This window comes from Flavobacterium kayseriense (genome assembly GCF_014305095.1).
GTDB lineage: Bacteria > Bacteroidota > Bacteroidia > Flavobacteriales > Flavobacteriaceae > Flavobacterium > Flavobacterium kayseriense.
Map to the genome: position 1 here is coordinate 1,265,808 of NZ_JACRUI010000001.1, position 26,340 is coordinate 1,292,147.

The following is a 26,340-nucleotide window of genomic DNA, read 5'->3' on the forward strand; positions in this document are numbered from 1 at the left end:
ATAAATATTTTAAAACAATTTTGCAACTTCTTGATTCACAAATTCTAAAAAGTGTTCGTCCTCGGCAGTGAAAGGATCAATAATATGGCTGTCAATATCAATTTGACCTACGTTTTTTCCGTCTACAAATAAGGGTACTACGATTTCGGACTTCACAGTGAAGCTACAAGCAATGTAATTGTCTTGCGCTGCTACGTCAGGTACTACAAAATTAGCGTTTGACTCTGCTACTTGACCACATATTCCTTTCCCAAATGGGATAACAGTATGATCTGTTTCAGCGCCTACATAAGGTCCTAGATGTAAAGTTTGTGTTTCGTGATTGGCAAAGTAGAATCCTACCCAGTTATAATATTCTATTTTCGAGTTCAGAAGTTGACAAATGGATAATAATTTTTCGTCTCTTGTTTTGGTGCTATTTGTTGTTATTGCCGTGACTTCTGGTTGTAAATCTATAAATGTCATTTTATTCTATTTTTTATACAAAAGTATTTAAACTCCCTATTATTATTTATATAAATTTGTTAAAAATTTACTTTGAAAAAATATATCCTTTTATATAAACCCTTTTTGTTATTCTTATCAAAGTTTTTTTTGAGTTATATAGCGTTAACCTTACTTTATCAGTTGTATTTGAATCAGTTTACTGTTAATGAAATTGATGCTATTACTGGTTTGGTAGCGCAGCATACGGGTCAATTAATGTCTATTTTCAAAGCAGACTTTCAGATATCAAGTAATACTAATGAGGATTTTTTAAGGCTGATGTACAATGGTAGTTACGTGGCACGAATGATTGAGGGCTGCAATGCAATAAGCATCCTAATTTTGTTTGTTTCTTTTGTTTTTTCTTTTTCAGGAAAAGTAAAAGTGACTTTGCTTTTTATTTTTTTAGGTAGCTGTTTGATTTATTTTTTAAATGTGATACGAATCGCTTTATTATGTGTTTTAATGTATCGTTATCCGGAGAAAGAGGGTTTACTACACGGTGTTTTATTTCCTGCGTTTATTTACGGAATCGTCTTTTTTTTATGGTTAATTTGGGTTAATAAATATGCTAGTTATGGTAAAAGCAATCCTTAGAAATAAAGCAAGATTTTTTGTAGGGCTCTTGCTGGTTGTTTTTCTCATGCTAATCCGAGCTTACGAGAGTGTACTTTTTTACGACCCGTTTTTGTCTTATTTTAAAAGTGATTATAAAGAGATACCGTTTCCAGAGTATGATTGGCTTCGTTTGTTCCTGGGTCTATTCTACCGGTACTCACTCAATTCGGTTTTATCATTAGGACTACTTTTTTTAATTTTTCAAAAAAATCAGCTAATCAAGTTTGCAGCTGTTCTGTACTTGTTGTTATTTGTTCTTTTTGCTTTTCTGTTTTTTCTGCTTATCAATTATTATGAGGGTCAAAGTAGCTGGTTACTTTTTTATGTTCGCAGATTTTTGATTCAGCCTATTTTTGGGCTGTTGTTCATCCCCGCTTTTTATTACCAAAAGCTTAATATGTAGTATTTTATTGGTATCTTTATAAGAATAAGTGTTATTTAATCATTTATTTTTATAGGTATGAAGATCATTAAAAATTCAGGTGAAATAGTTGATTTTGATGCAATAAAGCTTAGGGTCTCGCTAACAAAGTCAGGAGCCAGTAAAGGAGTGGTAGATGAAATATTAAATCAAATTAAAAAAGAATTATACGAAGGTATAACCACTAAAACAATTTATAAAAAAGCTTTTTCTCTCTTAAAAAAACAATCTAATTCTCACGCAGCAAGATACAATCTTCGCTCCGCTTTGCTTCTGCTAGGACCTGCTGGTTTTTTTTTCGAAAAGTATATCGCACGAATATTTCAGGCGGAAGGATGTGAAACGAAAATCAATATGATTCTGCAAGGTAAATGCGTTTCTCATGAGATTGATGTATTGTTCAAAAAAGAAGGGCAAATTGCAATGGTAGAGTGCAAGTTCCATGGAAGTGTAACTGCAGCTTCAGATGTGAAAGTTCCTTTGTATATTCATTCTAGATTTAACGATCTTAAAGTACTTCCGCATACTATTTTTTCTAACAATGATGTTATTAGTGAATGTTGGATTGCAACTAATAATAGATTTACGTCTGATGCAATAACCTATGCAGCTTGCGCAGGACTCAAATTACTAAGCTGGAACTACCCAAAAAATAATAATTTAAAAACTAAAAATGACAGGGACTGTCTCTATCCTGTAACTTGTTTAACTACAATATCGCTAGCTGAAAAAGACAAACTATTGTTTCTCGATGTTATTTTAGTGAAGGAATTGCTTAGCAACAATAATGTACTTAAAAAAGTAGGATTAAGTGAAAATAGAATTAAAAGAGTATTAAAGGAAGCAGCAGAATTGTGTCGTTTTGTTTTTTAGGAAATAAATATGAAATCTAAATTACCAAATTATGAAAGTTATATTTTTGGGAGGAACAGGGACTGTAACAGGATCAAAAACTGTTTTACAGAGCGGTACCAATACTATTTTAATTGATTGTGGCCTATTTCAAGGAATAAAACCAATTCGGGAATTAAATTGGCAGCCACTGTCAGTCTTGCCGTCGACAATCGATTGTGTTTTGTTAACGCATGGACACCTAGATCACTGTGGGTGGTTGCCTTTGCTAGTTGATCAGGGATTTGAAGGTAAGATTTATTGCAGTAATCCTACGATGGCAATAGCAAAGTTGATTCTAATAGATAGTGCTAAAATTCAAGAGGATGAAGCAAAAAAGGCGAATAAGGAAAAGTACTCTAAGCATGATATCGCTAAACCGCTTTACACAGTAGCACAAGCTGAAAAAGTATTTGGGCTATTTCATGTTATCAAAACAAATGAAACAATACCACTTCTTGGTGGAGATATCTCGGCAAAATTTACAAACGCTGGTCATATTATTGGAGCCTGTACTATTGAGGTAAATTGTGAAAATAAAAAGCTTGTTTTTTCGGGAGACATAGGTCGCGACAATGATATACTGATGTTTCCGCCTACCAAGCCTAAAGATGCAACCTATGTTTTTCTAGAAAGTACGTACGGTGACCGACTTCATCCAGATACTAATGCTAAAGCAGAATTGGAAATCGAAATCAACAATGCAGTTAAAAAAGGAGGAACTGTAATTATACCAAGTTTTGCTGTAGAGCGTGCTCAAGGAGTAATGTACCTCTTATGGCAACTTAAATTAGAAGGCAAGATCCCGGATATACCCTATATCATTGATTCACCAATGGGTGTGAGTGCTTTTGATATATTTTTTAATAATAGTAATTGGCATAAAATTTCAGTTGCAGATTGTGTTGCTATGAGTAAAATGTTTTCCATGATTACTGATTTCAGGGATACGGTGGAAGTTATAGGGAGGAAAAAACCCAAAGTAGTCATTGCTGCTAGCGGAATGGTAACCGGAGGAAGGGTATTGAATTATTTAGAAGAATACATTAATAAGCCAGAAACTACCGTTATTTTAGTAGGCTATCAAGGTGAAGGAACTCGGGGTCGAAAATTGATTGAAGGAGCGGCAAACGTTAAAATCTATGGAAAGATATTTTCTGTGTTAGCGAGAGTGATAGAAATCAAAGGTTTATCAGCTCATGGAGATCAGAACGATTTGTTAAATTGGTTGTCAGATTTAAAAAGTAAGCCTTCAAAAGTTTTTATTGTTCACGGTGAAAACCAACCTGCTGATGAACTTCGTATTAAAATTATAGAGCGTTACGGTTTTGATTGTTGCGTTCCTCTTTTAGGTCAGGAATTTGAACTTTAAGTATTTTATTTCGGTTTTTAGAGCTAAAAAATGATTCAATTTTAGTTGTGTTTTGCGGATTAAAATTTCGCTTTCTATTAATATTTAAATTAATAGTTAATTAAAATCTAAAATATATCAATCTATTGTTCGTAAAGTAAATAATAACTACTTTCACGTTCAAAATATTTTAGCATAAATACACCCAGAAATGAACAATTTTGATTGGAAAAATTTAATAGATCCGCTTTTTTATATTCACTTTGATGTGAATGGTATTAAAATGGGTATTTACATCGTTTTATTTATTGTCTTTGCAGAGACAGGCCTATTTGCAGGTTTCTTTCTGCCAGGAGATAGTCTATTGTTTCTAGCTGGAATTTACAATCGCGAATTGATAGAAAATGTGCTGTTTATAGAAAGTTCTTTCATTAATGTAGTGTTGCTATCTTTGATGGTTGCACTAGCAGGAATTTTAGGAAACATAGTGGGGTACTGGTTTGGATCTAAAAGTGGGTATTATCTATACAATAAAGAGGACAGTTTTTGGTTTAAGAAGAAGTATTTAGTTCAATCTAAGGACTTTTTTGAAAAGCACGGAGGAAGAGCAATTATCTTTGCTAGATTTTTACCAATATTTAGAACTTTTGCACCTATAGTTGCGGGTATTGTTACAATGGACAAGAAAAAATTCATGTTTTATAACGTAGTGAGTTCTTTTTTATGGTCGTTTACATTAATTTTTGCCGGTCATTATCTGTATGGTTTTTTATTAAATAATTACGGGATTAATTTAAAAGAGCATATTGAGTTAATTGTTATCGCACTTGTTGTTCTTACATTATCTCCAGTATTACTTAAGTTCGCTAAGAAATCTCCTGAATCCATAGATTAGGAATTATATTTTTAACGCGACATCTATCTTCTAAATAAAAAATCCGTCTTACTAACAGTAAGACGGATTTTTTTATAATCAAAATGCTTAATTTTTACATCATTCCTGGCATACCACCACCCATTGGCATAGCTGAGCCTTCTTCTTTAATATCTATTAAAGCACATTCAGTAGTCAAGATCATTCCTGCAACCGAAGCAGCATTTTCTAAAGCTACACGTGTTACTTTTTTAGGATCAATAATTCCCGCTTTAAGCATATCAACATACTCATCAGTTTTAGCATTGTATCCAAAATCACCTGTTCCTTCGGCTACTTTTGCTACAACTACTGAGCCTTCAAGACCAGCGTTTTCAACAATAGTGCGTAATGGAGATTCAACTGCACGAGCTACAATTTGTATACCAGTAGCTTCATCAGCATTGTCAGATTTAATTGAAATCAAAGCAGCTTTAGCTCTTAAAAGTGCTACACCACCACCTGCAACAATACCTTCTTCCACAGCAGCGCGAGTTGCATGTAAAGCATCGTCTACTCTGTCTTTTTTCTCTTTCATTTCAACTTCAGATGCGGCTCCTACATATAAAACAGCAACACCACCAGCTAATTTAGCTAAACGCTCTTGTAATTTCTCCTTGTCATAATCAGAAGTTGTAGCTTCCATTTGACCTTTGATTTGGTTTACGCGATTTTTGATCATATCAGCTTCACCAGCGCCACTAACTACTGTAGTGTTATCTTTATCGATAGTTACTTTTTTACAAGTACCTAACATTTCTATAGTCGTGTTCTCTAAAGTATATCCTCTTTCTTCTGAAATCACTGTTCCCCCAGTTAAGATTGCGATATCTTCTAACATTGCTTTTCTTCTGTCTCCAAAGCCAGGTGCTTTGACAGCAGCGATTTTCAGAGCTCCACGAAGTTTGTTTACTACTAATGTAGATAATGCTTCTCCATCAACATCTTCAGCAATAATCAATAATGGTTTTCCTGATTGAGCAACTGGCTCAAGAACTGGAAGTAATTCTTTAAGAGAAGACACTTTTTTATCATACAATAAAATGTACGGATTTTCTAGTTCTACTTCCATCTTTTCTGAGTTAGTCACAAAGTAAGGAGATAGGTATCCTCTGTCAAATTGCATTCCTTCAACTACATCAACATAAGTGTCTGTACCTTTTGCTTCCTCAACAGTAATTACTCCTTCTTTTCCAACTTTGGCGAAGGCCTTGGCGATTAATTCACCTATGATTTCGTCATTGTTAGCAGAAATTGAAGCGATTTGTTTTATTTTATCAGAATCAGATCCAACAACTTTTGCTTGCTTAGCTAGGTCAGCAACAATAGCTTCAACAGCTTTGTCAATTCCTCTTTTTAAATCCATTGGGTTGGCTCCAGCAGCTACGTTTTTCAAACCTTCTTTTACAATCGCTTGTGCTAAGACAGTCGCAGTAGTTGTTCCGTCTCCAGCTAAATCATTTGTTTTAGAGGCTACTTCTTTAACCATTTGAGCTCCCATGTTTTCTAATGGGTCTTTTAATTCAATTTCTTTTGCAACAGAAACACCATCTTTAGTGACAGTTGGTCCTCCAAATGATTTTCCAATAATTACGTTACGTCCTTTAGGTCCTAAAGTAACTTTTACTGCATTTGCTAATGCATCAACTCCACGTTTTAATCCGTCGCGAGCTTCAATATCAAATTTTATATCTTTTGCCATTTTAATTTGTCATTGCGAGGAACGAAGCAATCTCGTCCTCATTGTTATTTATTCAATCTTAGTTTTTAAACGGGAAACAAAATTTTAGATTATTGCAAGAATATCATCTTCACGCATGATCAAATAATCTTTTCCTTCTAATTTTAATTCAGTTCCTGCGTATTTACCGTAAAGTACAGAGTCACCAATTTTTACTGTCATAGTGTGTTCTTTAGTTCCATTTCCTACAGCTACAACAGTACCTTTTTGTGGTTTTTCTTTGGCAGTGTCTGGAATAAAAATACCTGAGGCAGTTTTTGTTTCTGCGGCAACTGGTTCGATAAGAACTCTGTCTGAAAGCGGTTTAATGTTTAAAGCCATGATTTTATATTTTTAAATGTGTTTTTATAATCTTCTTTAGGGTTTCAGAAATTATGCCATACTAGTTTAGGTGACATATTTACCTATAAAAAATGCCAGCTTTGACAAGCTGGCATTTTTTATATTGTAAAGTATGAATTAATTAGCAGGAGTAGTTGCTGCTGGTGCATCTTGTGTTGGTGCTGCTGGTGCAGTAGCTTCTACATTATCAATGATTTTAGAATCGGTATCACTTAGAGTTCCAGTGAAGCTCAAAGTAGATAGTAAGATAAGCGCAATTAATATAGTTGCCAATGTCCAAGTACTTTTGTCTAAAAAGTCAGAGGTTTTTTGTACTCCTCCTATTTGTGTTGAACCACCTAATGAAGAGGAAAGACCACCACCTTTAGGGTTTTGAACCATAATTACTACGATCAATAGAAAACAAACTATTGTGATTAAAACTAAAAAAATTGAAAATGTGCTCATTGCTTAATTATTGTTTTGTTGTAAAATCTTAATATCCGATATACGGTCTGCAAAGAAACTACTTTTTTCTGGATATTTCAAAATTAATATTTCATAAGCTTGTATGGCTTTTTGATATTTTTTTTGCTCTAAATATACCTTTGCAAGTGTCTCAGTCATTAGGGACGAGTTGTCGTCCTTATTAATATCAAAATAGGCGGGAGAAGGAGTTCCGTTTTTTACAGGAGCAATCTTCGGGCTTGTTGCTATGAATTTATTGATTAGGGCTTCTTTTTTCTTTTTGACCTCGTCGATAATAGTACTTTTTGGTATTTCTACTTCTTCTTGGCTTCTAACAATAGGTTGGATTCGAGATAATTTTAACCATTCCTGAAAAGAGTGTTTTTCATTTTCAGCAAAATCGAGTGGACTCCCAATAGCTAGTTTTTCCTCAATATTTTTATTGGTTCCTTGAGTTGTGGACGAAGTAGCTTCTTTTATAGAGGATAGAATTGATTGCTCAAGCTTGTTGCTATTGCTTTCGTTTTCTTTTTTCGTTAAAATTTCTTCACTATCAATTACTGTGATATCAAATAATTCTTGTTTCTTTTTATCAAATAGTGCTTTCTGAATGGCAATGAAAGATGCTGAGCTTATAAAATCAAATAAAACACTCCTGTCTGTAGTGTGAGCAGCTGTAATTTTTAAGGCTATATTGTACCTAAAACTATTTTGATCATATAGTCCTTTTAGACGTAGAGCTCTTGCGCTCTGAAAATAAGGAAACTCATCTAACACTTTCTCCAATGCAACAGTCTGCAATTCAGAGATAGCATTGGGTTTGTTCATTAATTGAGTGTATTCCATTACATTCATGATAGCTTGTTCTTTTCCGTTTGGATTATTATTCTTTGTTATTAATTTAAATAGACTACTGACTATTTACCATTTAGCTAATGATTCATTGAATATGTCTTGAGTGATTCTGTCAAAAATTTCGTCTAGTGCTACATTTAATGAAGCTCCACTCAATTGAGTTGTTGCTGGGTAATCGTAGAAGAATTCAAATGTCTTTTCAAAGTTATCAGTCTCTTTATTCTTATTGGTAAATCGAACATTTATCCTAATTTTTAATCGGTTTTGAGAAGCTTGTTGATCTGCAGTTGCTGTCATCGGACTAATACGATAATCTACAATCTCACCTTCATAGGTCAAATCGGCTCCGTTTTTGGTTAAATTTAAATTCGTTTGATTTTGAATCAAATCCTGAAGTTGTAAGGTAAAAGTTCTATCAATTCCAGGTTCAACTAATTCAGCATTATTTTGGAAAAAATTTACCTGAAATGTACTAGCGTCAATTTTTCCTGTTCCTGTAAAATTATACACCCCACAGCTATTTAATAAAAATGAGGTTGTTATCAATAAAAGGCAATATATTTTTCTCATGTGAATTGTATAGCTTTAAAATTTTGGTTTTTACAAAGTAATAGATCAGTGGTTTTATAGATCGAACTGTTTGATTTTTCGGTACAAAGTTCGTTCAGAAATACCCAACTCATCCGCTGCTGCTTTTCGTTTGCCTTTGTTTTTTTCTAATGACTTTTTGATCATTTCGATTTCCTTTTGCTCTAAGCGCAAAACTTCTTCCTCCTCTATAGTTTCTGCAAAAAGATAATTATCTTCCTCTTCTTCATAGTTTTCATTATGTTGCGGACTCGCTATTACTCCCGTTCCTGGCTGTTCTTCAAAGTCTATTTCACTGTCATTCTCTTTTACACCGTAGATTTTCTGAATAAGGTTTGGGTTAATTTCTTGTGCCTTTGCAGCCCCGTTTTTCATCAATTCTAACGTTAGTTTCTTCAAATCATTCAAATCACTTTTCATGTCGAACAAAACCTTGTATAGAATGTCTCTTTCTGTGCTAAAGTCACTTTCTTCTTTTTTGTTTTTTATGACTGATGGAAGGTTGCTTCCTTCAGTTGGTAAATAGGAGTGAAGAGTGGCTCCCGTGATTTCGCGATTGGTCTCTAAAACTGATAGCTGTTCGGCTACGTTTCTTAATTGACGAATGTTTCCGCTCCAGCGAAATTTTTGTAATAACTGTACCGCACTATCCTCTAGTTTTAACGGGGGCATTTTATATTTGTGAGCAAAATCGGCTGCGAATTTTCTAAATAGTAAATGAATATCGTCTTTTCGATCTCTCAAAGGTGGAAGCAGAATGTCTACTGTACTTAAACGGTAATACAAATCCTCACGAAACTTCCCTTTTTCGATAGCATCAAATAAATTAACATTTGTAGCCGCTACTATTCTGACATCTGTTTTTTGAACTTGTGACGAACCCACCTTAATGAATTCTCCGTTTTCTAAAACACGCAACAATCGTACTTGAGTCGTCAACGGTAATTCACCCACTTCATCAAGAAATATTGTTCCTCCATCTGCAACTTCAAAATAGCCTTCACGGGTACTTGTTGCTCCTGTGAATGCTCCTTTTTCGTGACCAAATAGTTCACTGTCTATTGTTCCTTCAGGGATAGCTCCACAGTTTACAGCGATATATTTACCGTGTTTTCTGTGGGATAAAGAATGTATGATTTTTGGAATACTTTCCTTTCCTACACCACTTTCCCCAATTACTAAAACTGAAATATCAGTAGGAGCTACTTGAATTGCTTTTTCTATGGCACGATTTAGTTTTGGGTCATTCCCAATGATCTCAAATCGTTGTTTTATATTTTGGACTGTTTCCATATTTCAATGCGATGTAAAAGGCAGTTTGTAAAATTTGTTTACTAGAATCGATATCTTATTTAGATGTGTTAGTACTAGTATGAGATATTTCAACTTTTTTTTCGACTTTCTGTTTTGGAAAGTAGGTTCTTATAATAAAGAATGTGCCTCCAAATCCTGCAAGAAAAGTGACTAATGCGAGTAGTATTTGTTTTTTTGTCATGCTACTTTCAATTCTTAATTCATCTCACTCAATCCTACTGCCTCACCTTTTAGAGTTCCGCTAGTACAAGAGTTAATCTTCACATTTACAAAATCTCCTATTTTATAATTATCCTTTGGAAAAACAACGGTGATGCTTTGTGAATTTCTTCCTGAAAACTCTTCGGTCGATTTTTTAGAAACCTTCTCAACCAAAACCTCAACGGTTTGACCAATAAATTCCTCAGATCGTGCCCAAGCATGTTTTTGTTGCAAATCTACAATTTCTTGCAAACGCCTAGCTTTAGTTTCATCCGTTACGTCGTCTTCCATCTTTCTACCAGCTAGTGTTCCTGGACGTTCAGAGTAAGAGTACATATAACCAAAATTATATTTCACATATTCCATTAAGCTCAGCGTATCTTGATGGTCTTGCTCAGTTTCTGTTGGGAAACCAGCAATCATATCTTGAGATATTGAGCTATTAGGAATAATAGTTCTTATTTTATCGATCAAAGTCATGTATTCCTCACGAGTATGCAAGCGATTCATTTCTTTCAGAATTCGGTTACTACCAGATTGCACGGGTAGATGAATGTGCTTACATATATTATTGTGTTTTGCAATTACATGCAATACACTTTCATGCATATCTTGTGGATTAGAGGTAGAAAAGCGAATTCTCATTTTTGGAAAACCTACCGCTACCATTTCCAGCAGTTGATCAAAATCTACGGCGGTTGCTTTTTGCATTTCTGATGCAGTAGCAAAATCTTTTTTCAAACCACCTCCGTACCACAAGTAACTATCTACATTCTGACCTAAAAGAGTGATTTCTTTAAAACCTTTGTCCCACAAGTCCTGAATTTCTTTCATGATGCTTTGCGGCTCGCGACTACGTTCGCGACCTCTAGTAAAAGGTACGACACAAAAGGTGCACATGTTATCACAACCACGGGTTATAGATACTAATGCTGTAATTCCATTACTCATTAAGCGCACAGGAGAAATATCACCATATGTTTCATCTTTCGACAATATTACATTTATAGCGTCACGACCTTCTTCAACCTCTGCTAGTAAATTAGGTAAGTCTTTATAAGCATCTGGACCTACAACTAAATCGACAATTTTTTCTTCTTCAAGAAACTGACTCTTCAATCGCTCTGCCATGCAACCTAAAACGCCCACTTTCATTTTAGGGTTAATGCGTTTTACAGCGTTATATTTCTCTAATCTTTTGCGTACTGTTTGTTCAGCCTTGTCTCGAATCGAGCACGTATTTACCAAAACTAAATCGGCGTCCTCTAATGTCTGAGTGGTGTTGTATCCGTTCTCTGATAAAATAGAAGCCACAATTTCACTATCCGAAAAATTCATAGCGCAGCCGTAACTCTCAATGAATAGTTTTTTAGTGTTTCCTGATTTATTTTCTAAAACAAGCGCTTCCCCTTGTTTACCTTCTTCAATAATCTTTTCCATTATGTAATTTCAAAACGCAAAGATACAGCAATTCGATCTATTGTGACAAGATGTCAGACTAAGAATTAACAATGTTTTTGCTTTTTTTGTTTCCTTTCACTTTGTTTAAATCAAGATGTTTCTTGCATTGACGTTTAGGAAGAAATACTTTACCTCTTTTTTATCTCTCGATTACTATGCTTACAAATATTTTGTAGCTACACAGTAGATTTGGGTTGATGTAGTCATGGATATTTGAAGGAAAAGTTTTTTATAGTAAAGAAACGTTATTGTGATAATTGGTGTTTCAAAATATAAATGTAGAGTTTAAAATAACTTAACATCTAACTGGATTCTAGCAATTTTATTAGAAGGGTTCCACATTGCAGTTGCTGAAACTGGTAGTTGATAGTGAAATATTTCAATGTTTTTAGAGACGGTCATGCCTGTATTTACGATATCAAAAGAACTTTGAGCTTTAGTAGTGTATAGGTGTTTACTTCCGTTAATAGGAAAAGCAGCACCCATAAAGATATTTAGATTTGTCTTTTGATCTCTAATCAGTGGATAACTTAGTTCAACATAGGTAGAGTTTCTACTACGAAAGTAAGAACTACTATTGCGTTCGCGATCATTTAATCCACTGTACAGGAGTATGTCTGCTTCAATGCGTAAGGGAAAGGTTTTCGGGAAACGATAGGAGGTTCTTAAGTCAATGAGGTGTGTGGTAGTGTTTTTGTCATAGTTAAACACTCTTGGCGAGTTGATTCCTGTTGTATTGAATAGATCCCATAAACCGATAATAAAATTGTTTTTCTGATACTGAACGAAATAATTTATTTCAGTGTATTTTCCATCGAATCCTGCGCCACCCCATAAACCAGTTGTAAAGTTTTGTTTTTTACCTATGGTATAATGAATGTATCCAGTAGCGGTCATTCCGTCATTGATAACAAGTCCCCTCCATAAATGGCTAGTTCTGAGATTGACATTAAAGTCTAATCGAGAGATTTTTATTTTTTCTTTAGTGGTAGGAATTGTATCTGAAACTGTTTTTTTTTGGCCGTAACTAGGTAACCCTGTAACTAAAGTTACAACGGCCATTATAAATTTCTTCATGATTTTAGTTTATTTTAGAGCGAACTTTACGTAAGTATTAAGTAGCAAAAGGCGGCTAGACCAGCACCAATAATCGGCCCAAGGATTGGTACCCAAGCATAGTTCCAATCGCTATTTCCCTTCAAAAGCAAGGAATGTATAATTCTAGGACCTAGATCTCTAGCTGGATTTATTGCATAACCAGTTGTGCCTCCTAAACTTAGTCCAATAACCCATACTAATATGGCAACTGGTAAGGCGCCTAAAGACCCTAAACCTATTTTGGCGTCAGCAGCCGTTGCAATACTTAAATCTGGACCTGAGAGGTAGAAAATAACAAAAATAAGCACGAAGGTTCCAATGATTTCACTTATTAGATTAGAAGAGTAATTTCTTATTGCTGGACCAGTACTAAAACAGGCTAGCTTTGCACCGTCGTCATTTGTGGCAGCAAAATGATCTTTGTGAGATAGCCAGACTAGTAGTGCTCCAAGCATTGATCCTATTATTTGTGCGATAATATAGGTAGGGACAATGTTCCATTCAAATTTACCTATAAGTGCTAATCCCAAAGTAACAATGGGGTTGAGGTGAGCGCCACTTATGGGACCGGCAACTATAACTCCAACGAATACCGCAAATGCCCACCCCGTTGTGATTACAATCCACCCTGAATTATTTCCTTTCGTATCTTTAAGTACGACGTTAGCGACTACTCCGTTACCTAGTAATATCATTAGCATTGTTCCTATTATTTCTGCTGTAAATGGTGTCATATTTTACTTTTTTACTATTATACAGTTAATCTTCGATCCAATTAGATGCTCTTCCCACGGCTCTATCCCAGTTATGGACTAATTCATCTACTTTATCTCTTGACATTTTTGGATTAAACTCGCGGTCAATCGACCATTGTTGTTGCAAATCGTCTACGCTATTCCAGTATCCCACTGCAAGCCCAGCTAGATACGCTGCTCCTAGCGCGGTTGTCTCAAGTGTTTTAGGTCTAATTACTTTAAAATTAAATAAATCTGATTGAAATTGCATCAGCAAATTATTAGATACAGCTCCTCCATCAACTCGTAATTCCTTGCCTTTTTTTCCAAAATCGGCTTCCATTGCTTTTACCAAATCATATACTTGGTAAGCAATACCCTCAAGAGTGGCCCGAGCTATGTGGGCGTTGGTTGTGCCTCTTGTAATCCCTAAAATAGCACCTCTAGCGTATTGGTCCCAATACGGTGCGCCTAGACCGGTAAGTGCAGGAACGAAGTAAACACCACCATTGTCTTCTACTTTCAGTGCTAAGTTTTCAATTTCCTCTGCTGATTCTATCATTCTAGCACCATCACGCAGCCATTGGACAGCAGCGCCGCCTACAAAAACACTTCCTTCCAAGGCATAAGTTGTTTTACCATTAATTTTCCATGCGATAGTAGTTAGTAAATTATTTTTTGAATACACGGGTTTACTTCCTGTATTCATAAGCATGAAACATCCTGTTCCGTACGTATTTTTAACCATTCCGGGTTCAGTGCATAACTGACCAAAAAGTGCAGCTTGTTGATCTCCAGCAACTCCAGCAATAGGTATTTTTGTAGCAAACAGAGTGGTGCAAGTTTCTCCATATATCTCACTACTTTGCTTTATCTCTGGCAACATGGCTCTTGGAATGTCAAATAATTCTAATAACTCAAGGTCCCACTCTAAAGTATGAATGTTTAACAATAAGGTTCTGCTAGCATTACTAACATCTGTCATAAAGAGCCTGCTGCGACTAAGCTTCCAGATTAACCAGGTGTCTATAGTTCCAAAGCATAATTTTCCTTGTTCTGCTTTTTTGCGAGCACCGGGAACGTTATCCAAAATCCATTTAACTTTAGTTCCTGAAAAATAAGCATCTAAAACTAATCCAGTTTTTTTTTGAATCATATCAGCATGCCCTTTTGCTTTTAACTCATCGCAATATTTTGCAGTTCTACGATCTTGCCAAACGATAGCATTGTATATAGGCTCACTTGTTTCTCTGTCCCATACGATAGTAGTTTCTCTTTGATTTGTGATTCCTATTGCCGCGATTTGTTTTCCATTAATTCCTGTTTTCGCAATTACTTCGGCGGCAACACTTATTTGTGAGGACCATATCTCATTTGGATCATGTTCTACCCATCCTGGTTTAGGAAAAATTTGTTCGAATGGTTTTTGAGAAATCCTCACAATTTCTCCTGAGTGGTTAAATATAATTGCTCGTGAAGAGGTTGTTCCTTGGTCAAGAGCTAAGATAAATTTATTTTTCATGATTGGTAAGTTTTATGGGTTAGTTAGACTTATTGATATTCTGCTAAAAGAAATCCTTTTGCAAGTGTTTTAAATGTGGTTATTTGGTTTTCAACCCATTCATCATTGTGTCCAAGTTCTTTAGCAAGTTCTTTAGCAACTTTATCTGCTACAGCGACAGCCGCGCGTGCATCTAGGAATAATAGTCTTACTCTTCGGGATAATATGTCATCAATCGTTCTTGCCATCTCGTAGCGTATTGCCCACACAACCTCGGCCATGGTGTATTCGTAATCAGGATGTAGCTTTTCTTTTAATCTTGGATCTTCTTTTTGTAGCGCTATTATTTTTGGAATGTCTGTACCGTATATATACAAATGGTTTGCTCTATCCTGAGTGTTTGTTTTTAAATTACCGTGTATTGCTATATGTTCCGTTTTACATTCTTTTGTAGGTAGTTTTCCAACGGTAATAGCTTTGTCAATTATGTCTTCGGCTATTTTTCTATAGGTAGTCCATTTCCCCCCTGTTATTGTTATTAATCCAGTTTCTGAAACAATTATCTTGTGACTTCTAGAAACTTCTTTAGTACTTTTTCCCTCTTTTTCTGGTGCTGCAAGCGGTCTAAGCCCTGCAAAGACAGATAGCACATCAGCGCGCGTTGGTTTTTTAGCAAGAAAACGTTGCGCTGTTTCAAGGACAAACGCTATTTCTTTTTCTAATGCGATGGGTTCTAAACTGTGGCTTTTTATTAGTGTATCTGTTGTTCCTACAACAATCTTATCATGCCATGGTACAGCAAATAATACTCTGCCGTCACTTGTTTTAGGTATCATTAATGCATAATCGCTTGGTAGGAATGACTTGTCAAATACAAGATGAATTCCTTGACTGGGTACGATATATTTTTTGTAGACAGTGTCGTTTAGTTTCATAATTGCGTTAGTGAAAACTCCAGTTGCATTTATGATTACTTTCCCTTTGAGGTCAAACAGCTCTCCACTTTCTTGGTTTTTGACGCTAACTCCAGTGACGATGTTGTTGTTGTCTTTAATTAAATTTACAACTTTTGCGTAGTTTAAAAGACAAGCACCATGTTCGATTGCAGTTTGAGCAATATTAATTGCTAAGCGAGAATCGTCAAATTGTCCGTCTTGATAAATAACGCCGCTTACTAGTCCTTTTTGTTGAACTGTAGGGAGTAATTCAATTGTTTTTTTCTTCGAGATATATTCAGATTTTCCTAAACTTAATCTACCTGCAAGTAAATCGTAGATCTTAAGCCCAATCGTATAGAAATAACCACCCCACCAATTGTAATTTGGAATTACAAAAGATTGATTTTTAACAAGATGTGCTGCGTTTTTTGCCATCAACCCTCTTTCTTTTAATGCTTCTCTAACAAGTGATATATTGCCTTGTTCTAAATAACGAACACCACCATGAACTAATTTAGTACTTCTACTGGAGGTTCCTTTAGCAAAATCAACTGCTTCGACTAAAATAGTTTTATAGCCTCTACTCGCAGCATCAAGTGCAGTTCCTAATCCGCTAGCACCACCTCCTATGATGATTACGTCCCATTCAGGAGTTTGCTTTGCTTTTGTTAACTGTTCTGATAGTTTCATTATGTATAGTTTTTTCCGTTAAATACTTTCGAATTACAAATATAATGAAATTAAACGAAACTAAACGAAGTTATTGTATAAAATTTATTTTTGTATCTTTCGCTAATTAAATTCATATAAGTACTACGGGATGACTATAATTAACAGAAGACAAGAAGATATATTAAACGAATTAAACAAAAAAGGATATGTTAATGTTGTCGATTTGTGCGAGACGCACAATGTTTCAACTGTAACTATTCGAAAGGATCTAAATTTTTTAGAAAACGAGAAGCTGTTACATCGCACTCATGGAGGCGCAAGTAAACAGCCCATTTATGCATTTGAAAGAGATGCAAATGATAAGGAGGGTTTACAAGTAGAGCAAAAAAAGCAGATTGCAAATGAAGCGCTAAAATATATTAGTAATAATGATTATGTTATATTGGGTTCAGGATCGAACATTTATTATCTATCTCAAATTATTAAAGGTTTTACAAAGTTGACAGTTTTAACGCCCTCATTAAAAGTCGCATTGGAGCTTTGTCAAGAACCTAGCATAGACACCATTCAATTAGGTGGAGATATTCGAAACAGCTCCGCTTCTGCTGTGGGACCAATAGCGGAGTCGATATTAGGTCAGTTTTCATGCAATAAGCTGTTTTTAGGAACAGATGGAATACATCTTGAATTTGGCTTAAGTACATCAAATGCCCTTGAAGCACATTTAAATCAGGCTATGATTGATGTAGCTGAAAAAGTAGTAGTGTTAGCGGATTCCACTAAAATGAATATTAAAGGGTTTGGTAAAATATGTAATTTGAATAAAATAGATGTTTTAATCACTGATGCAGGAATTGATAATGAGACAAAAGCGAAACTAGAGGAAATCGGAATAGATGTTGTTATTGCTGGAAAAGAATAGAAGGTTATCCTATTATAAAGGAGTAATATATAGGTTTGTATTTTAAGTTTCGTTGTCGTTATTGATTGCGATATTGAAAGTAGCTTTTCAGATGAAAAATATTTTTAAAATTTGTAAAAGCCCTATATTTAAAAAAAACTTCTACTTTTGTTCCAGAAAAATAGAGCAATGGCAAAGAATTTAGTAATAGTTGAGTCCCCTGCAAAGGCAAAAACAATCGAGAAATTTCTAGGAAGTGATTACCAAGTGGAGTCAAGTTATGGGCATATTGCCGACTTGCCTTCAAAAGAAATAGGTGTTGACGTCGAGAATGGGTTTAAACCCAAATACGAAGTTTCTGCAGATAAAAAAGCACTAGTAACAAAATTAAAAGGTTTGGCAAAAAAAGCCGAAATGGTTTGGTTAGCAAGTGATGAGGACCGTGAGGGTGAGGCTATTTCTTGGCATTTAGCAGAAGAATTGAATCTAGATTCTAAGAAAACTAAGCGTATTGTTTTTCATGAGATTACTAAAAATGCCATTCTAAAAGCAATCGATAATCCACGTGAGATTGACTACAATTTAGTGAATGCACAACAAGCACGTCGTGTATTAGATCGATTAGTTGGTTATGAATTATCTCCCGTATTATGGAGAAAAATCAAAGGCGGACTATCAGCGGGGCGTGTACAATCTGTATCGGTTCGTTTGATTGTTGAGCGTGAGAGAGATATTCAAAATTTTAATGCAGTAGCAACTTATTCTGTTGTTGCTGAGTTTACAAACGAAGCAGGAAAATCGTTCAAAGCAAAATTACCCAAGAATTTCAACACTAAAAAAGAGGCAGAAGATTTTTTACACAAAAACGTAGGTTCTACATATAAAGTTTCGGATTTAGAAACGAAACCAACAAAAAAATCACCAACAGGTCCATTTACAACTTCAACTTTACAACAAGAGGCGGCAAGAAAATTGTATTTACCAGTAGGTATCACTATGCAATTAGCCCAACGTTTGTATGAAGCAGGATTAATCACTTACATGAGAACTGATAGTGTAAATCTATCGAAGGACGCTATGGAAGCGGCTCAAGCCGAAATTATTAAATCGTATGGTAAAGAATTTTCTAAACCAAGAACATTCACCAATAAAAGTAAAGGTGCTCAAGAGGCGCACGAGGCAATCCGTCCTACGGATATGTCACGTCACACGGTAAATATCGATCGAGATCAAGCGCGTTTGTATGATTTGATCTGGAAAAGAACATTGGCTTCACAAATGAGTGATGCGCAGTTAGAAAGAACAAACGTAAAAATTGAGGCTAATAATCATGAGGAGTTATTTACAGCTTCAGGTGAGGTGTTGCTTTTTGAAGGTTTCCTAAAAGTATATTTAGAAGGACACGATGATGATGAAGAGGAGCAGGAAGGAATGTTGCCTGCTTTGAAAGTGAATGAAAAATTATTGAATAATTACATCACAGCAACTGAAAGGTATTCTAGACCGCCAGCTCGCTACACTGAAGCTTCATTAGTTAAAAAGTTAGAGGAATTAGGTATTGGTCGTCCGTCTACTTATGCGCCTACAATTTCTACGATTATCAATAGAAATTATGTCGAAAAAGGAAATCTTGACGGTCAAGAGCGTAATTATACTCAACTTACTTTGCAAGCTAATAAATTAGGAGAGAAGTTGTTAAAGGAAAATACAGGCTCAGATAAAGGAAAATTAGTTCCTACAGATATCGGAACAATTGTTACTGATTTCTTGGTAAAGAATTTTGGGAATATTTTAGATTATAACTTTACTGCCAAGGTCGAGCAAGATTTTGATGAAATTGCCGAGGGAAATGTAGATTGGTCAGTAATGATGAAGGAGTTCTATGATCAGTTTCATCCGACGGTTAAAGATGTTGAAGCTAATGCAGAGAGAGAAAGTGGAGAACGTATTTTGGGTACTGATCCAGCATCGGGTAAACCAGTGTCTGTCCGTTTAGGGAAATTTGGTCCTATGGCTCAAATTGGTGATGCAGAAGACGAAGAGAAAAAATTTGCCAGTTTAATGAACGAGCAAAATATTGGTACGATTACGCTAGAAGAAGCGTTGAATTTATTTTTGTTACCCAAAAATTTAGGTGAATACAAAGAAGCTGAAGTAGAAGTTAGTAATGGTCGTTATGGCCCTTATATTCGACATGGAGCCGCTTTTATTTCTTTACCTCGAGGGGAGAACCCATTGGACGTAGATTTTAATCGTGCTATAGAGTTAATTGATGAAAAAGCACTTGCTGACGCTCCTATAGCTGTTTATAAAGGAGAAGGAGTTCAAAAAGGAACAGGACGTTTTGGTCCTTTTATCAAATGGGACGGTTTGTTTATCAATGTTAGTAAGAAATATAACTTTGATAATTTATCACAACAGGATATTGAGACCTTAATTGAAGATAAAATTCAAAAAAATATTGATAAAGTACTTCATAATTGGGAAGACGAAGGCATTTTAGTAGAAAAAGCACGTTGGGGACGCTCGGTTATTACTAAGGGTAAAATTAAAATTGAGTTAAGCAAAGATGTAGATGCAACAAAATTGACTTTGGAAGAGGTTCAAGAAATGATTGCTAAAAAAACGCCTGCTAAAAAAGTCGCAGCGAAAAAAGCACCTGCTAAAAAAGCCGCCGCAACCAAAAAACCAGCAGCTAAAAAAGCCGCTGTCAAAAAGAAGTAATACAAGCAAATAGACTAGATCTCGCCTTTTTTTAAATTTTAGAAAAGGCGATTAAAATATATACAATGGAATTTGATTTTCTATCCCCTCTGCAAAACGAATTTTTAGAGGTAGTTTATAAGCTTGACCCTCAACAATTAGGAAGCAAAATTGTTTTTCACACCAAAGATCATTTTCCAGATTTAAATAAAGTGACTATTGCTATTGTAGGCGTTCTAGATAATAGAGGTCACAGTATGGCAGCTTCAGTTGATTTGACAGCAGTGCGCCAAGAACTATATACAATGTTTCCTGGAAATTGGGATGCTTCTATAGCTGATCTAGGTGATATAGCAGCAGGAAATTCTATTGATGATTCCTATTTTGCCCTGAAAAAAATAGTTGCTCATCTTATAAAGAACAGAATAATACCTATCGTAATTGGTGGTTCGCAAGACCTAACTTATGGTTTGTATCGGGCCTATGATGAACTAGAGCAAATGGTGAATCTTGTTGCTATTGATAGTAAGTTTGATTTTGGTAAAGAAAATGAAAACGTTTCAGCGGGTTCTTATCTTACTAAAATTATTATTGATGAGCCTAATAATTTATTTAATTACTGTAACATAGGGTATCAAACGTACTATAACTCCCAAGAGGAAATTGATTTGATCGAAAAATTGTTTTTCGATGCCTATCGTTTAGGCGAAATTTCAAATAATTTAGCGCTTGCAGAACCTGTTTTTAGGGATGCTGATATTGTTAGCTTGGATTTGAACGCTATTAAATCTGCCGATTCTGGAAATTTTAGCTCTTTTGCTCCAAATGGATTTAATGGTAAAGAAATTTGCTCTTTAGCTAGATATGCTGGTATTAGTGATAAAGTATCCTCTTTTGGAATCTTTAATCATGATAGCTCTGCTCAAGAGGCACCTTTAATTGCTCAGATAATTTGGTATTTTATAGAAGGTTTCCATTATCGTTCTAATGAGTATCCTTTTGGAAGTAGAGAAAATTATATAAAATACATTGTTCCTTCTGAAGACGAAACGCTAGTGTTCTTCAAAAGCGATAAAACGGACAGATGGTGGATCGAAATACCATTTATTTCAAATGTTAATAATAAATTAAAAAGGAATACGTTATTACCATGTTCCTATGATGAATATTTAGGAGCGTGTAACCAAGAATTACCCGAAAGATGGTGGAAAGCACAGCGTAAAAATACGGTTTAACGCTTTTCTCTTCTGTGTTTAAATAATGAGCTAAAAGATACTCCTAATTCTTATGTAATTTGTGATAAAAAGGTATTTTAGCGGATAATTATGTATTTTACCGTATTTTTTTGCATTTTGTCGGTAAAATATTTTTTTTATAATTTATTTAACTCTAATTTTGGTTATGTTTTTAATTTAAGAAAAAAAGTATTGTTTTATTAATAAATTATAAATAGGTTTACAGACTTAAAAAATAATGAATATAACCCGAATTTTTATGAAGAAGTTCATTGCATTGATGGCAATTTTGACCTTATTGATTGGTTGTGGTAAATCAAGTGATAAAGGGGAATTAGTGGGTGTTAAAGGTCAAAAATGGAATCCTGAAAAACCTTATGGAATGACTCTTGTTCCAGGCGGTGCTTTTATTATGGGTAAGTCTGATGACGACGTTGCATCTATTCAAGATGCTCCTACGAAAACTGTTACCGTTCGTTCATTCTACATGGACGAAACAGAGATCACAAACAGTGAGTATCGTCAATTCGTAGAATGGGTTAAGGACTCAACAATGCGCGTTCGTTTAGCGATCATGGCAGACCTTAATGGTGCAACACCGGGAGACGGAAAAGGTACTAAAGGTGGTAGCATTGGTGATTTTGCATTCAATGATGCCGATCCTGAGAAAATGACTGCTTATGATAAGTACATGTATGACAATTATTACAGTATAGGTACTGCTGATGATCCGTATGCTGGTAGGAAATTGAATAAAAAAGTAAAACTTATAAAAGATCCAAAGTTATATCCTGACGAAGCTTATGTAGAGGTAATGGATTCAATGTACTTACCTATTGAGGCATCATACAATGGCTTAAGAACTATTGATGTTGATAAGTTAAAGTTTCGCTATTCTTGGATGGATATTCAAGCGGCTGCTAAAGCAAAAGTAGGAAAACGTAAAGATTTCATAAAGACGGAAGAGGTTAAGATATACCCTGATACTACTGTCTGGATCAAAGATTTTGCTTACTCGTACAATGAGCCTATGCACAATGATTATTTTTGGCACAAAGCGTATGGAGATTATCCGGTTGTGGGAGTACAATGGACTCAAGCAAAAGCATTTTGTGCTTGGAGAACATTAAACAAAAATACCTATATCAAAGCAAAAAAGAAAGGGCATGATTTGATCAACTCATTCAGGTTACCTACCGAGGCAGAATGGGAATACTCTGCGAGAGGTGGTCTGGAATCAGCTACTTATCCTTGGGGAGGGCCATACACTAAAAATGATAGAGGTTGTTTTCTAGCTAACTTTAAGCCAAGTAGAGGAGATTATGCAGCAGACCAAGCATTATATACTGTGGAAGCTAAATCATATGAGCCAAATGGTTACAACTTATATAACATGGCTGGTAATGTTTCTGAATGGACTGATTCATCTTACGATCCTAATGCTTACGAATACGTATCTACAATGAACCCAAACGTCTTAGATGCATCTAATAAACGCAAAGTGGTACGCGGTGGTTCTTGGAAAGATGTTTCGTACTTCTTACAAGTAAGTACAAGAGACTATGAATATGCAGACTCTGCAAGAAGCTATATTGGATTCAGAACCGTACAAGATTACATGGGAGTTCAAACTACTGGTAATGGGACTCGCGTAAAAACTAAATAAGAAACCCTACTTATATTTTTTTTAAAAAAAAAACCAAATCTAACAAATCAAAACTTAAGGAATTATGGCATTATTAGGAAAAAAAGCAATGAATTTTGCATACGGAATGGGAGCTGCAGTGGTTATTGTAGGAGCTCTTTTTAAAATCACTCACTTTGAATTAGGTCCTTTAACAGGTACTGTTATGCTATCAGTAGGATTGTTGACTGAGGCATTAATTTTCGCACTTTCTGCTTTCGAACCAGTAGATGACGAATTAGATTGGACTTTAGTGTATCCTGAATTAGCAAATGGAGTTAAAGGTCCTGCTAAAACAAAAGTAAAAGTAGAAACGCCTACAGATACTCAAGGGATGCTTTCTCAAAAACTAGACGCAATGTTGAAAGATGCTAAGATCGACGGAGAGCTTATGGCTAGCTTAGGAAATAGTATCAAGAATTTTGAATCTGCTGCTAAAGGAATTGCTCCCGCTGCCGACGGAATTGCTGCTACTAAAAAATACAGTGAAGAGTTGACAACAGCTGCTGCCCAAATGGAATCTTTGAATAGCTTGTATAAAATTCAATTGCAAAGTGCTTCAAGAAATGCTCAAATCAATGAAGAAGTTGCTGAGAATAACCTTAAATTAAAAGAGCAAATGCAATCTTTAACTACTAACTTGTCTTCTTTGAATGGCGTTTACGGTGGTATGTTATCTGCGATGAGTAACAAAGGATAATTAGTTTCGAACTATATTAAAAACAATAAACTAATTATTAGAAAATATGGCAGGAGGAAAACTAACCCCTAGACAGAAGATGATTAACCTAATGTACTTGGTTTTTATCGCTATGTTAGCAATGAATATGTCAAAAGAAGTTTTATCTGCTTTTGGTTTAATGAATGAAAAATTTGAAAGTTCAAACGAAACTTCAAAACTATCAAATGAGCAAATGTTAATGGCTCTTGATGCTAAAGCTGCTGAAGCTAAAGGTGAATTTGCGTTAGCAACTATCACCGCGCATAAAGTAGAAACGGCTACTAAACAATTTTACGATTATATTGGAACTTTGAAAACAGAAGTTTTAGCTGGATTTGAAGTAGACGCAGAGACTGGTAAGTTGCCTTATGAAGAAATGGACAAAGGTGATAACATCGATAGTTGGTTTCTTGGTGAAGGATATACAGCTAGAGGAAATGAAATCATCGCTACAATTAATAAGTATAAAGCAGACATGAAAGCGGCTGTTGGTACAGATAAAAAGTATGCTTCTATTTTATCTGAGATCGATCGTAAATTTGATGTATCAGATGTAAAAGATAGTGAAGGTGTAACTATTAAATATTTATCTTATCACTTTAAAGGTTTTCCTGCAGTAGCTTCGATAGCAAAATTATCTGCTTGGCAAAGTGATGTTAAAAAAGCAGAATCTGATGTATACAGTGCTGCCTTAGGTAAAGCGGCTGTTGCGGCGGCGTCGTATAGTAACTACCAAGCAATTGTGGTGTTAGATAAAAACGCTTATTTTCAAGGAGAAGCTGTTACTGGGAAAGTTGTTTTAGGTCGTTATGATGAAAATACAAAACCTACAAGTGTAACGGGAGCCAAATTAGATCCAGCAACGGGACAAGCTAAAATAGCTTTAACAGCAGGTGGAGTAGGTGAGCAGAGCATTGGTGGTCAATTTACTTTTGTAGAAGATGGTAAAACTATTCCGTTGAAATTCACAGGTAAATATGTTGTGGTACCAAGACCAAATTCAGCTACTATCGCAGCAGACAAAATGAACGTAGTGTATAGGGGTGTTGTTAACCCAATGTCTATCTCTTTCGCTGGTATAGCTGATAGTGATGTTAGTGCATCGGCACCAGGTTTAACTAAAGTTGGAAACGGTAAATACAACATGAGTCCACAAGGTGGTAACGAGGTTGTAATCAATGTTTCAGGTAAAATGGCTGACGGAAAAGTTGCAAATGATAAGAGAGTGTACAGAATAAAGGGAATTCCAGGTCCAACAGGAACAATTAGAGGTGAAACAGGAGTTGTAAAAGGTCCTAAATCTAATCTAGAAGTTGCTACTATTGGAGCGAAATTAGAAGACTTTGATTTTGAAGTAGGTTTAGATGTTGTAGGATTTAATTTTAAAATTGCAGGACAGCCTACAGTTGTTGTGCAAGGAAATAAACTTAATGCGCAATGTAAAGCAGTTCTTTCTAAAGCAGGAAGAGGTGATCAAGTGACTATTTCAGAAATAAAAACTAAATTAGTTGGTGCAGGTAGTTATTTATTACCTAGAACTGCTCCAGTTATTTTTGAATTACAATAATAAGGAAGTATCCGCAAGGTGTCTTCTATATTCTATAATCATACCATTATGAACGTAAGAAATTTTTTGATAGTTATTATTACTGTAACTACGAGTGTGGCTTCTTTTGCACAGTCTAATTTGCTTAATGCAAAAATACCTGAAGAAATTGGGTTGAAAACTGCTGCACAACTTATTTCAGACAATGATAAACCATTAGCTTATGGTTATGTTCATGACAGAGATGTTTTGATGGGTAAAATGACTTGGGAAATTATTGATCTTAGCGAAAAGATCAATTTCCCTTTGTATTTTCCTATCGATACAGCAAATATTGGTTCGGATAGAAGATCACTGTACGATGTTTTAACAAAAGCAATTCGTAATGGTGATATTAGTGAAGTGTACTCTGATAGTTATTTTAATACAAAAAAATCATTTAGAGATATTCAGGCATCATTATCAAGAATCGATACTACTGATGCTGGTAGAGAGCAGGTAAATGCAGGTCAACGAGTTTCGGAGGAATACATCATGAGGTCTGATTTGACTGCGCAGGATGTAACCCAATATAAGATAAAGGGGTATTGGTATTTTGATAAACGTCAAAGTGAGCTTAAATACCGTCTATTAGGAATTTGTCCTATTACTCCTGATGTTTATACAATGAACAGTGATGAAAAGGATTACATTGATTTATTTTGGATCTTTTTCCCTGCAGCTAGAGATGTGTTACATGAAGCAAAGTCTTTTAATGATAAAAACTCGGCCATGCCAATATCATTTGATCAGATTTTAAATTCTAGACATTTTAATAGCGTAATCTACAAAGAAGAAAACGTTTATGGAGATAGAGAAATCAAGGATTACATGAAAGACAATGCTCAAAGTCAATTATTAGAATCGGAACGTGTTAAAGAAAAAATCCGAAACTTTGAATCAGATATGTGGAACTACTAACATATGTAGCTGCACAAA

The 26,340-nt window shown here is 35.1% G+C and carries 24 protein-coding genes; 12 read left to right on the forward strand and 12 right to left on the reverse strand.

The annotated features are described in order from the left end of the window. Positions 1-9: 9 nt before the first annotated feature. On the reverse strand, positions 10-465 hold the full coding sequence (locus tag H8R22_RS05430; RefSeq protein WP_187008574.1) for a GAF domain-containing protein: 456 nt from the start codon (positions 463-465) through the stop codon (positions 10-12). Positions 466-537: 72 nt separating this feature from the next. Here H8R22_RS05430 and xrtF point away from each other — a divergent pair, with 72 nt between their 5' ends. From xrtF to H8R22_RS05455, 5 genes are all read left to right on the forward strand, one after another. Beyond that, positions 538-1,083, forward strand: coding sequence for an exosortase family protein XrtF (gene xrtF, locus H8R22_RS05435; RefSeq protein ID WP_187008573.1), 546 nt, complete (start codon positions 538-540; stop codon positions 1,081-1,083). After that, on the forward strand, positions 1,064-1,507 hold the full coding sequence (locus tag H8R22_RS05440) for an exosortase F system-associated membrane protein (RefSeq protein ID WP_187008572.1): 444 nt from the start codon (positions 1,064-1,066) through the stop codon (positions 1,505-1,507). The genes xrtF and H8R22_RS05440 overlap by 20 nt, the downstream gene beginning before the upstream one ends. 57 nt (positions 1,508-1,564) lie before the next feature. After that, positions 1,565-2,398, forward strand: coding sequence for an ATP cone domain-containing protein (locus H8R22_RS05445; protein ID WP_187008571.1), 834 nt, complete (start codon positions 1,565-1,567; stop codon positions 2,396-2,398). 31 nt (positions 2,399-2,429) lie between these two features. Then, entirely contained in the window at positions 2,430-3,788 is a 1,359-nt protein-coding gene (locus H8R22_RS05450) for an MBL fold metallo-hydrolase (RefSeq protein ID WP_187008570.1), read from the forward strand. A gap of 190 nt (positions 3,789-3,978) precedes the next feature. Further along, on the forward strand, positions 3,979-4,662 hold the full coding sequence (locus tag H8R22_RS05455) for a DedA family protein (protein WP_187008569.1): 684 nt from the start codon (positions 3,979-3,981) through the stop codon (positions 4,660-4,662). Positions 4,663-4,756: 94 nt separating this feature from the next. Here the strand turns inward: H8R22_RS05455 and groL are convergent, their stop codons facing one another. From groL to H8R22_RS05510, 11 genes are all read right to left on the reverse strand, one after another. Further along, the gene (groL, locus tag H8R22_RS05460; protein ID WP_187008568.1) at positions 4,757-6,382 is read right to left on the reverse strand and encodes a chaperonin GroEL; all 1,626 of its coding nucleotides are present in this window, start codon (positions 6,380-6,382) and stop codon (positions 4,757-4,759) included. 84 nt (positions 6,383-6,466) lie between these two features. Beyond that, a complete protein-coding gene (locus H8R22_RS05465) occupies positions 6,467-6,742 on the reverse strand; it encodes a co-chaperone GroES (RefSeq protein WP_007137725.1) in 276 nt (91 codons plus the stop codon). A gap of 138 nt (positions 6,743-6,880) precedes the next feature. Then, positions 6,881-7,210, reverse strand: a complete 330-nt coding sequence (gene secG, locus H8R22_RS05470) for a preprotein translocase subunit SecG (RefSeq protein ID WP_187008567.1) — start codon at positions 7,208-7,210, stop codon at positions 6,881-6,883. Positions 7,211-7,213: 3 nt separating this feature from the next. After that, complete coding sequence (locus H8R22_RS05475; RefSeq protein ID WP_187008566.1) at positions 7,214-8,065, reverse strand: tetratricopeptide repeat protein; 852 nt, start codon at positions 8,063-8,065, stop codon at positions 7,214-7,216. Between the two features lie 66 nt (positions 8,066-8,131). Further along, on the reverse strand, positions 8,132-8,635 hold the full coding sequence (locus tag H8R22_RS05480; protein ID WP_187008565.1) for an LptE family protein: 504 nt from the start codon (positions 8,633-8,635) through the stop codon (positions 8,132-8,134). Positions 8,636-8,689: 54 nt separating this feature from the next. After that, positions 8,690-9,946, reverse strand: a complete 1,257-nt coding sequence (locus H8R22_RS05485) for a sigma-54 interaction domain-containing protein (protein ID WP_187008564.1) — start codon at positions 9,944-9,946, stop codon at positions 8,690-8,692. 216 nt (positions 9,947-10,162) lie between these two features. Then, the gene (gene miaB, locus H8R22_RS05490; RefSeq protein ID WP_187008563.1) at positions 10,163-11,608 is read right to left on the reverse strand and encodes a tRNA (N6-isopentenyl adenosine(37)-C2)-methylthiotransferase MiaB; all 1,446 of its coding nucleotides are present in this window, start codon (positions 11,606-11,608) and stop codon (positions 10,163-10,165) included. A gap of 306 nt (positions 11,609-11,914) precedes the next feature. After that, positions 11,915-12,706, reverse strand: a complete 792-nt coding sequence (locus H8R22_RS05495) for a hypothetical protein (protein ID WP_187008562.1) — start codon at positions 12,704-12,706, stop codon at positions 11,915-11,917. 26 nt (positions 12,707-12,732) lie between these two features. Then, a complete protein-coding gene (locus tag H8R22_RS05500) occupies positions 12,733-13,461 on the reverse strand; it encodes an MIP/aquaporin family protein (protein ID WP_187008561.1) in 729 nt (242 codons plus the stop codon). A 25-nt stretch (positions 13,462-13,486) separates the two neighbouring features. Next, on the reverse strand, positions 13,487-14,983 hold the full coding sequence (gene glpK, locus H8R22_RS05505; protein ID WP_187008560.1) for a glycerol kinase GlpK: 1,497 nt from the start codon (positions 14,981-14,983) through the stop codon (positions 13,487-13,489). A gap of 29 nt (positions 14,984-15,012) precedes the next feature. Further along, positions 15,013-16,590, reverse strand: a complete 1,578-nt coding sequence (locus H8R22_RS05510; protein WP_187008559.1) for a glycerol-3-phosphate dehydrogenase/oxidase — start codon at positions 16,588-16,590, stop codon at positions 15,013-15,015. A gap of 130 nt (positions 16,591-16,720) precedes the next feature. On the opposite strand from H8R22_RS05510, the gene H8R22_RS05515 reads away from it, so the two are divergent. From H8R22_RS05515 to porN, 7 genes are all read left to right on the forward strand, one after another. Continuing rightward, entirely contained in the window at positions 16,721-17,494 is a 774-nt protein-coding gene (locus H8R22_RS05515) for a DeoR/GlpR family DNA-binding transcription regulator (protein WP_187008558.1), read from the forward strand. 168 nt (positions 17,495-17,662) lie between these two features. Then, a complete protein-coding gene (gene topA / locus H8R22_RS05520) occupies positions 17,663-20,197 on the forward strand; it encodes a type I DNA topoisomerase (protein WP_187008557.1) in 2,535 nt (844 codons plus the stop codon). Between the two features lie 65 nt (positions 20,198-20,262). Further along, positions 20,263-21,411, forward strand: a complete 1,149-nt coding sequence (locus tag H8R22_RS05525; protein WP_187008556.1) for a formimidoylglutamase — start codon at positions 20,263-20,265, stop codon at positions 21,409-21,411. 259 nt (positions 21,412-21,670) lie between these two features. Continuing rightward, positions 21,671-23,077 (forward strand): T9SS ring complex lipoprotein PorK/GldK, encoded by a 1,407-nt coding sequence (gene porK / locus H8R22_RS05530; protein WP_187008555.1) that lies wholly within the window; start codon positions 21,671-21,673, stop codon positions 23,075-23,077. A gap of 64 nt (positions 23,078-23,141) precedes the next feature. Continuing rightward, on the forward strand, positions 23,142-23,795 hold the full coding sequence (porL, locus tag H8R22_RS05535) for a type IX secretion system motor protein PorL/GldL (protein ID WP_187008554.1): 654 nt from the start codon (positions 23,142-23,144) through the stop codon (positions 23,793-23,795). A 46-nt stretch (positions 23,796-23,841) separates the two neighbouring features. Next, positions 23,842-25,383, forward strand: a complete 1,542-nt coding sequence (gene porM, locus H8R22_RS05540; protein ID WP_187008553.1) for a type IX secretion system motor protein PorM/GldM — start codon at positions 23,842-23,844, stop codon at positions 25,381-25,383. A gap of 48 nt (positions 25,384-25,431) precedes the next feature. Further along, positions 25,432-26,322, forward strand: coding sequence for a type IX secretion system ring subunit PorN/GldN (gene porN, locus H8R22_RS05545; protein WP_187008552.1), 891 nt, complete (start codon positions 25,432-25,434; stop codon positions 26,320-26,322). The last annotated feature ends 18 nt before the right edge of the window (positions 26,323-26,340 follow it).

Bases quoted from the DNA above. Each gene is read 5' to 3' on its own strand.
- H8R22_RS05430 (WP_187008574.1), bottom strand. From the start codon at position 465: ATGACATTTATAGATTTACAACCAGAAGTCACGGCAATAACAACAAAT.
- H8R22_RS05440 (WP_187008572.1), top strand. From the start codon at position 1,064: ATGGTAAAAGCAATCCTTAGAAATAAAGCAAGATTTTTTGTAGGGCTC.
- H8R22_RS05445 (WP_187008571.1), top strand. From the start codon at position 1,565: ATGAAGATCATTAAAAATTCAGGTGAAATAGTTGATTTTGATGCAATA.
- H8R22_RS05450 (WP_187008570.1), top strand. From the start codon at position 2,430: ATGAAAGTTATATTTTTGGGAGGAACAGGGACTGTAACAGGATCAAAA.
- H8R22_RS05455 (WP_187008569.1), top strand. From the start codon at position 3,979: ATGAACAATTTTGATTGGAAAAATTTAATAGATCCGCTTTTTTATATT.
- groL (WP_187008568.1), bottom strand. From the start codon at position 6,382: ATGGCAAAAGATATAAAATTTGATATTGAAGCTCGCGACGGATTAAAA.
- H8R22_RS05465 (WP_007137725.1), bottom strand. From the start codon at position 6,742: ATGGCTTTAAACATTAAACCGCTTTCAGACAGAGTTCTTATCGAACCA.
- secG (WP_187008567.1), bottom strand. From the start codon at position 7,210: ATGAGCACATTTTCAATTTTTTTAGTTTTAATCACAATAGTTTGTTTT.
- H8R22_RS05475 (WP_187008566.1), bottom strand. From the start codon at position 8,065: ATGAATGTAATGGAATACACTCAATTAATGAACAAACCCAATGCTATC.
- H8R22_RS05480 (WP_187008565.1), bottom strand. From the start codon at position 8,635: ATGAGAAAAATATATTGCCTTTTATTGATAACAACCTCATTTTTATTA.
- H8R22_RS05485 (WP_187008564.1), bottom strand. From the start codon at position 9,946: ATGGAAACAGTCCAAAATATAAAACAACGATTTGAGATCATTGGGAAT.
- miaB (WP_187008563.1), bottom strand. From the start codon at position 11,608: ATGGAAAAGATTATTGAAGAAGGTAAACAAGGGGAAGCGCTTGTTTTA.
- H8R22_RS05495 (WP_187008562.1), bottom strand. From the start codon at position 12,706: ATGAAGAAATTTATAATGGCCGTTGTAACTTTAGTTACAGGGTTACCT.
- H8R22_RS05500 (WP_187008561.1), bottom strand. From the start codon at position 13,461: ATGACACCATTTACAGCAGAAATAATAGGAACAATGCTAATGATATTA.
- glpK (WP_187008560.1), bottom strand. From the start codon at position 14,983: ATGAAAAATAAATTTATCTTAGCTCTTGACCAAGGAACAACCTCTTCA.
- H8R22_RS05510 (WP_187008559.1), bottom strand. From the start codon at position 16,590: ATGAAACTATCAGAACAGTTAACAAAAGCAAAGCAAACTCCTGAATGG.
- H8R22_RS05515 (WP_187008558.1), top strand. From the start codon at position 16,721: ATGACTATAATTAACAGAAGACAAGAAGATATATTAAACGAATTAAAC.
- topA (WP_187008557.1), top strand. From the start codon at position 17,663: ATGGCAAAGAATTTAGTAATAGTTGAGTCCCCTGCAAAGGCAAAAACA.
- H8R22_RS05525 (WP_187008556.1), top strand. From the start codon at position 20,263: ATGGAATTTGATTTTCTATCCCCTCTGCAAAACGAATTTTTAGAGGTA.
- porK (WP_187008555.1), top strand. From the start codon at position 21,671: ATGAAGAAGTTCATTGCATTGATGGCAATTTTGACCTTATTGATTGGT.
- porL (WP_187008554.1), top strand. From the start codon at position 23,142: ATGGCATTATTAGGAAAAAAAGCAATGAATTTTGCATACGGAATGGGA.
- porM (WP_187008553.1), top strand. From the start codon at position 23,842: ATGGCAGGAGGAAAACTAACCCCTAGACAGAAGATGATTAACCTAATG.
- porN (WP_187008552.1), top strand. From the start codon at position 25,432: ATGAACGTAAGAAATTTTTTGATAGTTATTATTACTGTAACTACGAGT.